This is a genomic window from Nonomuraea sp. NPDC052129, assembly GCF_040680095.1.
Lineage (GTDB): Bacteria > Actinomycetota > Actinomycetes > Streptosporangiales > Streptosporangiaceae > Nonomuraea.
The window spans coordinates 150,191-163,282 of record NZ_JBFAVX010000019.1; the positions used below are offsets into that span (position 1 = coordinate 150,191).

Genomic DNA, 13,092 nt, shown 5'->3' on the forward strand with positions numbered 1-13,092 from the left:
CTCTGTCAAGCGTGCACCGTACCGCTGACCCGTCTTCGCCAAGCGAGGGTCCCGATCCACCTGGACTCTCGCCTGCATGATGCTGCACACCGAAGGATCGAAGGAACCACAAGAGATGAAGACCTTCATGGTGACCATCGCCGGCATGGCATGGACTCGATCCTCTCAAGAGATCAAGTCTCCACCGAAGCCGGGGCGATTCAACCGCTTACGTTCGCCGGGTTGTTGACCGCACTGCTCTTTCCATGCCTCGGTGTCGAATGTCATGGTCAGAGGACTACTTCTCGCGCAGACTCTCGATTCCGGCGGCCAGCACTGCCATATCGTGCACATGTGTGTAGTACTTGGTCGCATACTCGTCGTCGATCGTCGGGAGGACCTCCTCGAGCACCGACGTCAGCCGCGTCAGGCCAGGGCGGTGCTGTTCGCTGAGCGGGCCTTTGAGGACGCCTGCGGCGAAGCCGTAGGCGTCCGCGTCGAGCATCACCATGTCTTGGTCCTCGATGTCGAGGCCGCAGAAGCCAGGTGGGAACGGCATGGCCATATGCTCGGCCATCATCTGCGAGAGCGCGACGAGCTTCTCTTCGAACATGCGGGAAATCCTCCCAGGGCACGCGGGCGTCCCCAGATGCGGTTCGAGTGATTGGACCGGACGTCCCGGCCCACCAAACGCGGGCCCTAACCCGGTGAGCCTATTCGGTCAGAGCACTATGTGGTCGGCCCAGAGATGACCGCAGACGGCCACAGTCCTGTGTTGCTTCCGGCCCTGCCTATCGCTGCGGCCACGGGCGACGTGATCGGTCTGTACGGTCTGACTGACAGCCTCTTTGGCGCTGTGCGGGCCGCGATGAGCGACTGGGCGCTGGCCGGGGTGATCGAGCCGGTCAGCCGACCCATAGACCCTGACGTGGCCGAACGCATGATGAAGGACTTGGAGGCCGGCTTCTACCAGGAGCTCGCCCCCGAAGAGCCCGACGAGGCGGATGACGATCCGACAGCCGTTCGAGGGCTGTCGGCCGAGCAATTCCTCCAGACGATCCTGCGACCTGCGCTCACGGCGGTGCGTGACAGCGCTGTTGTCTGCCGGACCCCGCTGGGCGTGTACGGCGTCCGGCGGCTGCTCGTCGCACACGGGTGGGATGTAGCAGCGCCATGATGACCGTGCGAGTCCTGCGCGGAGTCGGTCAGGACACCACTTGGCGGCCGCGCTGCCAGACTGCGGAGATGAGCGGGACCCCAGGTCGATAGGCCAGATGGACATGCGAGGGAGCGTCCAGCAGCATCAGGTCGGCGCGTGCGCCCACGACTATCCGGCCCACATCGTCGCGCCGCAGCGCTCGCGCCCCGCCCAATGTCGCCGCCCATACCGCCTCGTCCGGAGTCATGCCCATTTCCCGAACCGCCAGGGCGACGCAGAACGGCATGCTGGTGGTGAAACTGGAGCCAGGGTTGCAGTCGGTCGACAGTGCCACAGTCACGCCCGCGTCCAGGAGGCGGCGGGCGTCCGGGTACGGGGCTCTGGTGGAGAATTCGGCCCCGGGCAGCAGGGTCGCGACTGTGGTCCCGGAGGCCAGGGCGTCCACGTCCGCTTCCGTGAGGTGGGTGCAGTGGTCGGCGGAGGCGGCGTTCAGCTCGACGGCGAGTTGGACGCCTGGTCCGTGGCTGAGCTGGTTGGCATGGATCCTGGGTACGAGGCCGCGCTTGATGCCACTCGCCAGTACAGCCCGCGCCTGGTCGCCGTCGAACGCCCCTCGCTCGCAGAAGACGTCCACCCATCGAGCATGGGGAGCGCAGGCGTCCAGCATCGCCCCGGTCACCAGCGCCACGTACGCATCAGGGTCTTGCTCGGCCGGTACGACGTGCGCGCCGAGGTAGGTCACCTCATCCGTGTGCTCTGCGGCGATGCGCAGCAGGCGTGCCTCGTCCTGGACGGTGAGGCCGTAGCCTGATTTGCACTCGATGACCGTGGTGCCCTGCCGCAGTGCCTCGCCCACCAGACGGGCCACTCCCGTCGATAGCTCCTCGTCGCTCGCCGCGCGGGTGGCCGCCACCGTTGTGCGGATCCCGCCTGCGGTGTAGGGCAGGCCGCGCATCCGAGCATCGAACTCGGCAGTCCGGTCTCCCGCGAAGACCAGGTGGGCATGGGAGTCGACGAAACCGGGGAGCAGGGCCCGGCCGCCCGCGTCGTACATCCGATCCGCCGCGGGAGCCCGCGAAGCCGGCCCCACCCAGGCGATCTCCTCGCCGGAGACGCCGGATATGACGACGGCGGCGTCCGTGATGAGCCCGAGCGGACCCTCACCCAGCAAGGGGTCGTTGGTGACCAGCGTGGAGATCCCCGTGATCAGGAGGCTTTCCCTCGTACCGCCAACCGCACGAGAGCCTGCCGCAGCCGCGCGAGTCACGCCGCTCGTACCGCCAACCGCGCGAGAGCCTCCCGCAGCCGCGCCAGTCACGCCGCTCGTACCGCCAACCGCGCGAGAGCCTCCCGCAGCCGCGCCAGTCATGACGCCACCCGTGCGAGAGCCTGCCGCAGCGCGCCCGCAACGTCGGGAACGAGCTGGTGGACGCCCCGCCGTACGATCACCCGGCCGCCCGTGACGACGTCGCTGACGTCGGCGGAGGTGGCCGCGAAGACGGCGGTCTCCGCACCATGGAGCGGGCCCGCAGTCCGAACCGAGTCGAGGGAGACCGTGACGAGGTCGGCGAGCGCGCCGACCTTAAGCGCGCCCGCCTCCGGCCAGCCCAGGGACGCGTGGCCGTCGGCGGTGGCGGCCCGCAGGAGCGCGTCCGCCGTCCAGTGACCGCGACGACGGGTACGCAGCCGCTCGTTCAACTCCATGGCCCGAGCCTCCTCGAACAGGTCGATGACGGCCTGGCTGTCGCTGCCGAGCGACAGCGGCGATCCCGCGGCCTGCACCTCGCGAGCGGGTCCGATGCCGTCGGCGAGATCGCGCTCGGTCGTGGGGCACATGCACACCGTGGTGGCGGAGTCGCCGAGCAGCGCGATGTCCTCCGAGGTCAGGTGTGTGGCGTGCACGGCGGTGGTACGCGGCCCGAGCAGCCCGTGGTCGGTGAGCAGGCGCGTGGGCGTGACGCCGTACGCCGCCAGGCAGCCCTCATTCTCGGCGGGCTGCTCGGACACGTGCGCGTGGATCGGGGCGTTCCGCTGTGCCGCCCAGGTGCCGACCACCCCGAGCTGGTCGGCGGGAACGGCTCGGACCGAGTGGACGGCCGCGCCGACGCGGGCGTGATCGCGCTCCTTCAGCCCGCTGACCCGCTCGGCCCATGCCTCCCCTGAGCCGTCGCTGAACCTGAGCTGGGTCTCGTCCGGTGGAGCGCCGAACCCCGACGAGAGGTAGCAGGTGTCAAGCAGGGTGATCCGGATGCCGGCCTGGGCGGCCGCCTCGATGAGCGCCTCTCCCATCGCGTTCGGGTCGTCGTAGGCGACGCCTCCGGGAGCGTGGTGAAGGTAGTGGAACTCGCCGACGCAGGTGATCCCCGCGAGGGCCATCTCGGCGTAGACCGCCCGTGCCAGCTCCAGGTACTCATCGGGAGTGAGAGCCGCTGCGACCCGGTACATGGTCTCGCGCCAGGTCCAGAAGGTGCCGCCGCCGAGCTGCGTGGCTCCGCGCAACGCCCGGTGGAAGGCGTGCGAATGGGCGTTGGCCAGTCCGGGGATGACCAGGCCGTCCAGGACGACAGCGTCGCCGGGAGGAGCGCTGCCCGCTTGCAGGGAGGCGATACGGTCCGCCGAAACTTCGATGAGAACGCCGGACTCCACCGCACCGGACCCCGACGCGCCGGACCCCAACGCACCAGCCCCCGATACGCCGGTCCACGCGTACCTCGCCCAAAACCGGCTGTTCACAGCAGGTCCTCCAGGACGGCGGCCAAGGCAGCCACGCCCGCGAGGCAGTCGACTTCCTCGGCGTGTTCCGACGGGGAGTGCGAGACGCCGGTCGGGTTCCGTACGAAGAGCATGGCCGTGGGGATGGCAGAGGCGAGAATGCCCGCATCGTGCCCCGCCCCTGTCGGCAGGACGGGAACCCCACCGAGCCGCGCGGCCAAGCGGTCCCTGAGCGGCCCGTCGAATTCGACCACCGGCGTGTACGACTCGCGAGTGACCTCCGCCCCCGACTCGTGAATGATCTCTTTCACGAGCGTGTCGAGGGTGGCGGAGTCAGCAGCACGCGAGTCCAGCCAAGCAGTCACTCGGGAGGCGATGGCGTTGGTGCCGTTGGGCTCGACAGAGATCTTCCCGAAGGTGGCGAGCGCCCCGGCGAGCCTGGCCTGCTCGCGAGCGTTCAGGACCGTGGCGGCGTAGGCCAACATCGGATCCCGGCGGTCCTCCAGGCGGGTGGTTCCTGCGTGGTTCGCCTCTCCGTGAAAGTCGAAGCGCCAGCGGCCGTGCGGCCAGATCGCCGACGCGACGCCAACCGGCGCGTCGCCCAGGTTCCTGCCCTGCTCGACGTGGAGTTCGACGTACGCGGCGATGCGCCCGAGCCGCTCGTCATCGCGGCCGATCATGGCGGGGTCGTGCCCCGCGCGCTCCATCGCGTCGCCGAGCAGGACGCCGTCCTGGTCTCTGAGAGCCCGAGCGTGATCCGGGTCCAGGACCCCCGCCAGCAACCGGGACCCGACGCAGGCCACACCGAACCTGGCGCCCTCCTCGTCACCGAAGTTGACGATCGCAAGCGGGCGCCCACCCGCGGCGCCTCGATCCCGGAGAACGCCCCGATCCTGGAGAACGCCCTGGTCCCGGAGCACGCCCCGGTCCCGGAGCGCGTCCAGGGCCGCGAACGCCGACACCACGCCAAGCGGCCCGTCGTACGCTCCCCCATCAGGCACCGAGTCCAGATGGGAGCCGGTGACGATGGCGTCCCCCGCCTCCGGATCTCCGTACCAGGCCCACTGGTTACCGTTCCGATCGACCTCGTACGTCAAACCCCTCTTTAGCGCCTGCTCCCTGAACCAGACCCGGCATTCGCCGTCGGCCGCGTTCCAAGCGTGGCGGCGATATCCGCCGGTCGAGTCATACCGGCCCACGGGCAGCAGCTCGCGCCACATCCCCCGGAAGTTGCCTTCAACCTGAGCGAGATCGATCACGCCGAGTCGCCCTCACGCATCGGGATCCGCACACCACGCTCCTGCGCGACCTCAGTGGCCCGGTCGTACCCGGCGTCGACGTGCCGAATAACGCCCATACCCGGATCGTTGGTAAGCACCCGGCGAATCTTCTCGCCCGCCAGCGCGGTCCCGTCAGCGACCGTGACCTGCCCGGCGTGAATGGACCGGCCGATGCCAACACCCCCACCGTGGTGGATGGACACCCACGACGCGCCAGAAGCCACATTCACCATGGCGTTCAACAGCGGCCAGTCGGCGATGGCGTCGGAGCCGTCGAGCATGGCCTCGGTCTCCCGGTACGGCGAGGCGACGCTGCCGCAGTCGAGGTGGTCACGGCCGATGGCCAGCGGAGCGGAGATCTCGCCACGGGCCACCATGTCGTTGAACCGGTCACCGGCCTTGTCCCGTTCGCCGTAGCCGAGCCAGCAGATGCGCGCGGGCAGGCCCTGGAAGTGCACCCGCTCCCCCGCCAGCCGGATCCACCGGGCCAGCGACTCGTTCTCCGGGAACAGGTCCAGGATCGCCTGGTCCGTCTTGGCGATGTCCTGGGCGTCGCCCGACAGCGCCGCCCAGCGGAACGGCCCCTTGCCCTCGCTGAACAGCGGCCGGATGTACGCGGGCACGAAGCCGGGGAAGTCAAAGGCCCGCTCGTAGCCCGCCAGCTGGGCCTCGCCCCGGATCGAGTTGCCGTAGTCGAACACCTCGGCCCCGGCGTCCTGGAAGCCGACCATCGCCTCCACGTGCCGGGCCATCGAGTGCCGGGCGCGCTCGGTGAACCCCACCGGGTCCTTGTCCGCCTCGGCGGCCATGTCCTCGAACGCCACGCCGATCGGGAGGTACATCAGCGGGTCGTGCGCCGACGTCTGGTCCGTGACAATGTCGATCTCCGCGCCACTCGCGAGCAGCTCCGGCACGGCCTCCGCCGCGTTGGCGACCACGCCGATGGACAGCGGCCGGCGCGCGTCCCTCGCCTCGTAGGCCAGCCGCAGCGCCTCATCCAGCGACGAAGCCTTGACGTCGAGGTAGCGGTGCTCGATACGCCGGTCCACGGAGCGCGGGTCGCAGTCGACGCAGATGGCCACCCCGCCGTTCATGGTGACGGCCAGCGGCTGGGCGCCGCCCATGCCGCCCAGCCCGGCGGTCAGGGTGATCGTCCCGGCCAGCGTGCCGCCGAACTTCTTGGCGGCCACGGCCGAGAACGTCTCATAGGTGCCCTGGAGGATCCCCTGGGTGCCGATGTAGATCCAGGAGCCGGCCGTCATCTGCCCGTACATGGTCAGCCCGAGCTGCTCCAGCCGCCGGAACTCCGGCCACGTGGCCCAGTCGCCGACCAGGTTGGAGTTGGCGATGAGGACCCGCGGCGCCCATTCGTGCGTGGCCATGACGCCCACCGGGCGGCCCGACTGCACGAGCAGCGTCTCGTCGGCCTTCAACGTGCCGAGGGTGCGGACGATCGCGTCGTAGGAGCGCCAGTCACGGGCCGCCTTGCCGGTGCCGCCGTACACGACGAGCTTGTCGGGATGCTCGGCGACCTCGGGGTCGAGATTGTTCATGAGCATCCGCAGGGCGGCTTCCTGCTGCCAGCCCTGGGTATGAAGCGTCGTGCCACGCGGAGCCCGAACCGGGCGCGGACCGCTGATCTGGTCCATGTTCCTGACCTCCCCCTCTGCGCATCTATTCATGCATCTATATCCAGAATGAATAGATTCAGTCAATAGCTAGTCCGTGAACAAGCCGCGCGATGCCGCTGACTGCTCGAACGCCTCCAGGCGGGCCTGCGCGCCCGGGATCTCGTCGACCATGGTCTCCAGCAGGACCCGGCCGAGCATCATGGGCGCGCATGCCGTGTCGAAGACCAGTTCCGTGCCGACCGGCACGGGCAGCAGCACGTCGGCGAGGTCCGCCGAGGGCGCGAAGGCGTTGTCGGCGATGGTCACCACGCTCAACCCCACCTTCTTGGCCGCCGACAGGGCCTCCGTCAGCTCGGCGGGGTGGCGGGGCAGCGCGAAGCAGAGCAGGGCGCTCGCCCCGGCGTCGGCCGCCTGTTCGATGCGGTCGGCGAGCATGGACCCGCCCTCGTTGAGCAGGCGTACGTCCGGGTGGACCTTGGCGGCGAAGTAGGCCCAGCCCGCGGCCTGCGCCGCGGCCGCGCGCAGGCCGAGCACGAGCAGCGGCCGGGAGGGTGCCAGCAGCCGGGCGGCCTTGACGATCGCCGTCATGTCCGACAGAGAGTCGGCCAGATGCTGAAGGTTGGCGATCTCGGTGCGCACCGCCCGCTGGGTCTCGCTCAGGGGCACGCCTTCGCCCGTCTCGCCCCGGCCCGCCGAGTCGGGCAGGCCGAGCTCGCGGATCTGCTTGCGCAGCGCGGGGTAGCCGTCGTACCCGAGGGTCATCGCGAACCGGGTCACCGACGGCTGGCTCACCCCCGCGAGCTCGGCGATTTCCACGCTGGACAGGAAGGCCGCCTGCCCGGCGTGCTGCACCAGGCAGTGCGCGATCCGCCGCTGGGCGGGGGTCAGCCGATGCCCCTCGAACAGCCGCAGCAAGCGGGCCTCCGGCGCGACATCGTCCGTGTTCATGACTCTCCAGGGGTCTACAGATCGGCCAGTGCGTCGAGGAGACCGGCCGCCGCCGAGACGTCCGCCGTGAGCGGCCGGTCCTCCATCGATAGCTCAAGATTGTCGTCCACCAGCGCGTACGCGCGACCTACCGGCAAGGACCGGTCCAGCTTCACGCCGTTGGGGTCGAGCTGACGCAGAGCGCGGACGGCGGCGACGAGCTCGCAGGCGAGCACCAGCCGGTACGTCTCGACGGCCCGCAGGACCTGGCGGGCGGCCTGCGAGGCGAAGCTCGCGGCCTCCTCCACGCTCCGTGACAGTACGGCATGCCCGGACGAGGCCGGAGTCGCCGCGTTCCGCAGCTCGGCGAGGGCGGCGTTCGCGCTGTATTCGAGGATGAGCACCCCGGAGCCGGCCGACGCCCCACCGGCGAGGAACGGACGCAGCCCCGTGATGCCCGGCTCGTTCAGGGCCGCCAGCCGCGCCGCCGACAGCCGCGCCGTCGGCAGGAGCGCGAGAGACAGCTGGTCCAGCGCGAGCGCCACGTGAGCCGAGAAGAAACCCCCGTGATGGTACGACGCCGGCCCGCCGTCCGGGCCTTCCGCACTGATCAGGGGGTTCTCCGCGCCCGCGTTGAGCTCGATGGCCAGCACCCGTTCCAGCGCGTCGGAGGCTTCCAAGGCCGGCCCGTGGATCTGCGGAAAGCAGCGGAAGGCGTACGGGTCCTGGATGCGGCCGGTCGGCGGCGCGGGCCGATCCGGCGCGCCGACGAGCCGGCGGACCTCGGCGGCGACACGGATGTTGCCCGGATGCGGGCGCGCGGCGTGCACCGGCTCGGCGAAGGCCTCCAGCGAGCCGTCGACGGCCAGCAGGGAGAGCGCGGCCACCACATGGGCGGCCCTGAGCAGGCGGTCCAGGCTGTGGCGGGCCAGCGCCGCCTGTCCCAGGGTGAGGGCGTTGCTGCTGATCAGGGCCAGTGCGTCGCCGGTTTCGAGGCTGATCGGAGGTGGCGGGGTGGGCCCCCCGTGCCAGGGGTGCTCTCCGGCGAGGGCCAATCCGAGCTGGGACAGCGCGGCCAGATCACCGGTGCCGACCGCTCCGTACTCGTTCACCGGCGGGTGCACTCCGGCCTTGAACGCCGCGGCGAGCCCGCGGACCACCTCGGGACGGAGCCCGGCGTTTCCCACCAGGAGCTGGTTGAGCCGGACGATCATCATCGCCCGGACCTCCCTGGCCGGCAGCAGTGCCCCTATCCCGCCCGCGTGGCTGCGCAGCAGGCGCAGGCCGTGCAGGTCGAAGTCGGCGGGATCGACATCAAGGGTGCGGTTGGCGCCGACGCCGGTGCTGCGCCCGTAGACGCGCCCGGTGGCGACGAGGTCGCCCGCCCTGTGCCACGACCGTTCGACCTTGTCGTAGGCGGACAGGGGCACCTCCACGCAGGCCACGCCGTCGGCGAGCAGCGCGACCGTCTCACTGTCGAGACCATGTCCGTCGAGCTCGATCTGTGGGACGGCCACGCCTACGATTCGAGACGCCACGGCGTTCAACTCCCTTTCACCTGCACAAAACCGACTATTGACACATCTTCATTCGTGCATGAGTCTGCATGAATACATGCAGACCGGCAAGGGTGGTGCCCATGATCCGATTCGAGTCAGTCACAAAGAGGTTCGCCAACGGCACGACAGCCGTGGACGACCTCTCCGTGGAGTTCCTCGAAGGAGGCATCACGGTGCTCGTCGGATCCTCCGGTTGCGGCAAGACCACCACGCTCCGGATGATCAACCGGCTGGTAGATCCCACCTCTGGCACGGTCAGCCTGGGCGGGCGCGACGTACGGGAGCTGCCCGCGGCTCAGTTGCGGCGCGGCATCGGGTACGTCATCCAGCAGGCGGGCCTGTTCCCGCACCGTACGGTCCTGGACAACATCGCCACCGTGCCGACCCTGCTCGGCTGGGGCCGGCGCAAGGCCCGCGCCAGGGCCGCCGAGCTTCTTGAAGTCGTCGGGCTGGCCGCCGAGTCCGGCAAACGCTATCCGCACCAGCTCTCCGGCGGTCAGCAACAGCGCGTGGGCGTCGCCCGCGCGCTGGCCGCCGACCCGCCCGTCCTGCTCATGGACGAGCCGTTCGGGGCGGTCGACCCGGTGGTCCGTACCCTGCTCCAGGACGAGCTGATCCGGCTGCAGGCCGAACTACGCAAGACCATCGTCTTCGTCACCCACGACATCGACGAGGCCGTACGGCTCGGCGACCGCATCGCGATCTTCCGCACCGGCGGGCACATGGTCCAGTTCGCCCCACCCGCCGAACTGCTCGCCCGACCGGCCGACGACTTCGTCGCCGGGTTCCTCGGGGCGGAACGCGGGCTGAAGCTGCTGTCTCTCATCTCCTTGCAGGATGTGCCGTACGAGCCGATCGCAGCGGTACGGACCACCGACACGGCCGCGCAGGCACGCGCGGAGGCGACGGGGCGCTGGCTGCTCGCGGTCTCCCCCGACGGCAAACCCGCAGGCTGGCTGGACGTCCACGCGCTCGACGGGTCCGATTCGATCGGGCAGGCGACCCTCACCCCGGTGCGCGGCCTGACCGATTCCGACTCGCTGCTCTCGGCGCTCAACGAGACCGTCTCCTCTCCCACCGGGATGGCGGTACGGGTGGACGCGGCGGGCGTGCTGGTCGGGGCCTCCAGAGACGACGTCGTGCACGCCCATCAGCGGAGCCTCGCATGACCATCGAATGGGGCTGGCTCACCACACACACCGACGACCTGCTGTCGCTCACGCTGGACCACCTGGCGACGGCGGTCCCGGCCGTGCTGCTCGGCCTGCTGATCGCGCTGCCGCTCGCCGTGGTCGCCCACCGGGTCCGTCCGCTCCGCGGGCTGCTGCTCGGCATCTCCAACATCATGTTCACGGTCCCGTCGCTGGCCCTGTTCGTCCTGCTGCTGCCTATTACGGGACTGACCAGGACGACCGCGATCGCCGGGCTGACCGTCTACACCCTGGTCGTCCTGCTCCGTAACACCGTCGAAGGGCTCGACAGCGTGCCCGCCAAGGTCCGGGAGGCCTCCCTCGCCATGGGCAGGGGCAGTCTGGGCACGCTGGTGAAAGTCGAGTTCCCGCTCGCCCTACCGGTGATCATGGCCGGGGTCAGGGTGGCCAGCGTCATGACCATCTCCCTGGTCAGCGTGGCCAGCTACATCGGGTACGGCGGCATCGGCCAGCTGTTCACCGATGGCTTCCAGCGCAGCTTCCCCACCCCCGTACTCGCCGGAGTGGTCCTCACGCTGCTGCTCGCGCTGGCCGCCGACGCGGTGCTCGTCGTTGTGCAATGGCTCTGCACCCCCTGGATCCGCAAGGGAGCGCGCGCATGATGGATCTCTTCTCCCAGCTGGTCGCCTGGCTGACCTCCGCCGGCCAGTGGGCCGGCCCGGAGGGCATCGCCCAGCGGCTGTTCGAGCACGTGGAGTACTCCCTGCTCTCCACTCTCGTCGCCGCGCTGATCGCCCTGCCCATCGGGTTGTTCATCGGCCACACCGGGCGAGGCGCGTTCCTCGCCATCAACCTCTCGGGCTTCGGCCGTGCCCTCCCGACCGTGGGCATCGTCACCCTGGTCTTCCTGGTCAGCGGCCTGAGCATGACCCCCGTGTACATCTCCCTCGTCGCGCTGGCCATCCCGGCGATCGTGACCAACACCTACGCGGGCATGGCCGCGGTCGAGGCGGATACCAAGGACGCCGCCCGCGGCATGGGGATGACCGGGCTTCAGTCGTTGTGGCGGGTGGAGATCCCCCTCGCCGCCCCGCTGATCATGACAGGGCTGCGGCTGGCGACCGTACAGGTCATCGCGACCGCCACCATCGCGGCCTACGTCAGTTTCGGCGGTCTCGGCCGGTACATCTTCGACGGCCTCGCCCAGCGCGACCTCACCCAGGTCCTGGGCGGCGCCGTCCTCGTCGCGGTCCTCGCCGTGGCCGTGGACCTCATCCTCGCCGGAATCCACCGCGTTCTCTTCCGCCACCGCCTTACTTGATGGAGCTTTCATGAACCGCAGGAACGTCGTCGCGGGCGCGCTCGCGCTCGCCGTACTTCCCGTGCTCGCCGCCTGCGGCGGAGGCACGACCAGCCTGAACACGCCGCCGGCCACCGCCGCGTCTGGCGGCTCCACGGTCGTGATCGGTACGGCCAACTTCTCCGAGAACCAGATCCTCGGCTACCTGTACGCCGACGTCCTCGAAGCCGCGGGCGTGAAGACGACGGTCAAGCCCAACCTCGGCTCGCGGGAGATCGTCGTGCCCGCGCTGCAGAACGGCGACATCGACCTGCTGCCCGAATACCAGGGCAACCTCCTGCTGCACTTCGACCCCAAGGCCACCGCGAGCGACTCCGACGCCCTGCAGCAGGCGCTCACCGCCAAGCTGCCGAAGGGACTGACGGTCCTGCCGCCCGCGGCCGCCGAGGACGCGGACGTCTTCACCGTCACCAAGGAGACCGCGGCCAAGTACGGCCTCAGCACCCTCGCCGACCTGGCCAAGCACAACGGCAAGCTGGTCTTCGGCGGCCCCCCGGAGGACAAGACCCGCCAGGTCGGCGTGGTCGGGCTCAAGGAGGTCTACGGTGTCGAGTTCAAGGAGTTCAAGTCCCTCGACGCCAGCGGACCGCTGGTCAAGGGAGCCTTGAAGAGCGGCGACGTCCAACTGGGGAACCTCTTCAGCACCGACGTGGACATCGCGAAGAACGGCTGGGTCGTACTGGCCGACCCGAAGCACCTCATCCCGGCCCAGCGCATCGTCCCGCTGATCCGCACCGACAAGGCCACCGACACGGTCAAAACCGCTCTGGCCAAGCTGAACACCGCGCTGACCACCGAGGAGCTGAGCAAGCTCGACTCGCTCGTGGACAACGACCACAAGGACCCGGACGAGGTCGCCACCGAGTGGGTCAAGACCCACGGCCTGTCGAGCTGACCCCTCCTGCGGCTCGCGCTACCGCGTGGCGCAAGCCGACCAAGGTCCGCCGGGGTCTGCGGTCCACTCTTCGCGGCAGAGCCGACGATCACGGAAGCCGCCAGCAGCGGCTCGTACACGGCACCCCGGAGTGCACCCGCTCCGATGCCGCACCCGTTTCACGCCCGTTCATGACAGCAGTGTCATTTGCCTCCACCCGATCAGCCGATCGATGGGCACGGCGATATACAGACTTGGCACAGGACTTCCCAGGATCTGCTGACAAGTCGACTCGCAGGCTCGATGAGTGACGGCATCAGATCGAAGTGGAGGACATCGCCCCGGCAAAGCCGGACACGCTGTATTCGAGCTGTCCCGCCGGTCGTGGCCTCGCCCCGGAGGAGGACTCGTACGACTACACCCGGCACCTTCACCGAGCCTGAGCAGCTTGCCCTCAACC

13 protein-coding genes are annotated in these 13,092 nt (G+C 69.6%); 6 read left to right on the forward strand and 7 right to left on the reverse strand.

What is annotated here, in order from left to right; genetic code table 11:
* The first annotated feature begins 76 nt into the window (after nucleotides 1-76).
* Complete coding sequence (locus AB0L53_RS34700) at nucleotides 77-229, forward strand: hypothetical protein (protein ID WP_364003116.1); 153 nt, start codon at nucleotides 77-79, stop codon at nucleotides 227-229.
* Nucleotides 230-277: 48 nt separating this feature from the next.
* Here AB0L53_RS34700 and AB0L53_RS34705 read toward each other — a convergent pair whose 3' ends face one another.
* A complete protein-coding gene (locus tag AB0L53_RS34705) occupies nucleotides 278-592 on the reverse strand; it encodes a hypothetical protein (protein WP_364003119.1) in 315 nt (104 codons plus the stop codon).
* 135 nt (nucleotides 593-727) lie between these two features.
* On the opposite strand from AB0L53_RS34705, the gene AB0L53_RS34710 reads away from it, so the two are divergent.
* A complete protein-coding gene (locus AB0L53_RS34710) occupies nucleotides 728-1,156 on the forward strand; it encodes a hypothetical protein (protein WP_364003122.1) in 429 nt (142 codons plus the stop codon).
* 28 nt (nucleotides 1,157-1,184) lie between these two features.
* Here the strand turns inward: AB0L53_RS34710 and hutI are convergent, their stop codons facing one another.
* The 6 genes from hutI to AB0L53_RS34740 all read right to left on the reverse strand — a co-directional run bounded on the left by hutI (nucleotide 1,185) and on the right by AB0L53_RS34740 (nucleotide 9,226).
* The gene (gene hutI, locus AB0L53_RS34715) at nucleotides 1,185-2,309 is read right to left on the reverse strand and encodes an imidazolonepropionase (RefSeq protein WP_364003124.1); all 1,125 of its coding nucleotides are present in this window, start codon (nucleotides 2,307-2,309) and stop codon (nucleotides 1,185-1,187) included.
* Nucleotides 2,310-2,503: 194 nt separating this feature from the next.
* On the reverse strand, nucleotides 2,504-3,814 hold the full coding sequence (locus AB0L53_RS34720) for a formimidoylglutamate deiminase (protein WP_364003294.1): 1,311 nt from the start codon (nucleotides 3,812-3,814) through the stop codon (nucleotides 2,504-2,506).
* A 53-nt stretch (nucleotides 3,815-3,867) separates the two neighbouring features.
* Nucleotides 3,868-5,070 carry an allantoate amidohydrolase gene (locus AB0L53_RS34725; protein WP_364003297.1) on the reverse strand — a complete coding sequence of 401 codons (1,203 nt, stop codon included), beginning with the start codon at nucleotides 5,068-5,070 and terminating at the stop codon, nucleotides 3,868-3,870.
* Nucleotides 5,071-5,105: 35 nt separating this feature from the next.
* Complete coding sequence (gene hutU, locus AB0L53_RS34730) at nucleotides 5,106-6,779, reverse strand: urocanate hydratase (RefSeq protein ID WP_364003127.1); 1,674 nt, start codon at nucleotides 6,777-6,779, stop codon at nucleotides 5,106-5,108.
* Nucleotides 6,780-6,848: 69 nt separating this feature from the next.
* A complete protein-coding gene (locus AB0L53_RS34735) occupies nucleotides 6,849-7,709 on the reverse strand; it encodes a MurR/RpiR family transcriptional regulator (RefSeq protein WP_364003130.1) in 861 nt (286 codons plus the stop codon).
* A gap of 14 nt (nucleotides 7,710-7,723) precedes the next feature.
* Nucleotides 7,724-9,226, reverse strand: coding sequence for an aromatic amino acid ammonia-lyase (locus tag AB0L53_RS34740; RefSeq protein WP_364003133.1), 1,503 nt, complete (start codon nucleotides 9,224-9,226; stop codon nucleotides 7,724-7,726).
* A gap of 101 nt (nucleotides 9,227-9,327) precedes the next feature.
* On the opposite strand from AB0L53_RS34740, the gene AB0L53_RS34745 reads away from it, so the two are divergent.
* Genes AB0L53_RS34745 through AB0L53_RS34760 form a run of 4 tightly spaced genes read left to right on the forward strand, consistent with a single transcriptional unit; the run spans nucleotide 9,328 to nucleotide 12,653 of the window.
* Nucleotides 9,328-10,416, forward strand: a complete 1,089-nt coding sequence (locus tag AB0L53_RS34745) for an ATP-binding cassette domain-containing protein (RefSeq protein WP_357957703.1) — start codon at nucleotides 9,328-9,330, stop codon at nucleotides 10,414-10,416.
* Nucleotides 10,413-11,060, forward strand: coding sequence for an ABC transporter permease (locus AB0L53_RS34750; RefSeq protein ID WP_357957705.1), 648 nt, complete (start codon nucleotides 10,413-10,415; stop codon nucleotides 11,058-11,060). Before AB0L53_RS34745 ends, AB0L53_RS34750 begins: the two co-directional genes overlap by 4 nt.
* A complete protein-coding gene (locus AB0L53_RS34755; protein WP_364003137.1) occupies nucleotides 11,057-11,719 on the forward strand; it encodes an ABC transporter permease in 663 nt (220 codons plus the stop codon). The genes AB0L53_RS34750 and AB0L53_RS34755 overlap by 4 nt, the downstream gene beginning before the upstream one ends.
* 10 nt (nucleotides 11,720-11,729) lie before the next feature.
* A complete protein-coding gene (locus AB0L53_RS34760; RefSeq protein WP_364003140.1) occupies nucleotides 11,730-12,653 on the forward strand; it encodes an ABC transporter substrate-binding protein in 924 nt (307 codons plus the stop codon).
* The last annotated feature ends 439 nt before the right edge of the window (nucleotides 12,654-13,092 follow it).

Excerpts from the sequence above, each read along its gene's own strand:
- AB0L53_RS34700 (WP_364003116.1), top strand. The coding sequence starts at position 77 with ATGATGCTGCACACCGAAGGATCGAAGGAACCACAAGAGATGAAGACC.
- AB0L53_RS34705 (WP_364003119.1), bottom strand. The coding sequence starts at position 592 with ATGTTCGAAGAGAAGCTCGTCGCGCTCTCGCAGATGATGGCCGAGCAT.
- AB0L53_RS34710 (WP_364003122.1), top strand. The coding sequence starts at position 728 with ATGACCGCAGACGGCCACAGTCCTGTGTTGCTTCCGGCCCTGCCTATC.
- AB0L53_RS34725 (WP_364003297.1), bottom strand. The coding sequence starts at position 5,070 with ATGTGGCGCGAGCTGCTGCCCGTGGGCCGGTATGACTCGACCGGCGGA.
- hutU (WP_364003127.1), bottom strand. The coding sequence starts at position 6,779 with ATGGACCAGATCAGCGGTCCGCGCCCGGTTCGGGCTCCGCGTGGCACG.
- AB0L53_RS34735 (WP_364003130.1), bottom strand. The coding sequence starts at position 7,709 with ATGAACACGGACGATGTCGCGCCGGAGGCCCGCTTGCTGCGGCTGTTC.
- AB0L53_RS34745 (WP_357957703.1), top strand. The coding sequence starts at position 9,328 with ATGATCCGATTCGAGTCAGTCACAAAGAGGTTCGCCAACGGCACGACA.
- AB0L53_RS34750 (WP_357957705.1), top strand. The coding sequence starts at position 10,413 with ATGACCATCGAATGGGGCTGGCTCACCACACACACCGACGACCTGCTG.
- AB0L53_RS34755 (WP_364003137.1), top strand. The coding sequence starts at position 11,057 with ATGATGGATCTCTTCTCCCAGCTGGTCGCCTGGCTGACCTCCGCCGGC.
- AB0L53_RS34760 (WP_364003140.1), top strand. The coding sequence starts at position 11,730 with ATGAACCGCAGGAACGTCGTCGCGGGCGCGCTCGCGCTCGCCGTACTT.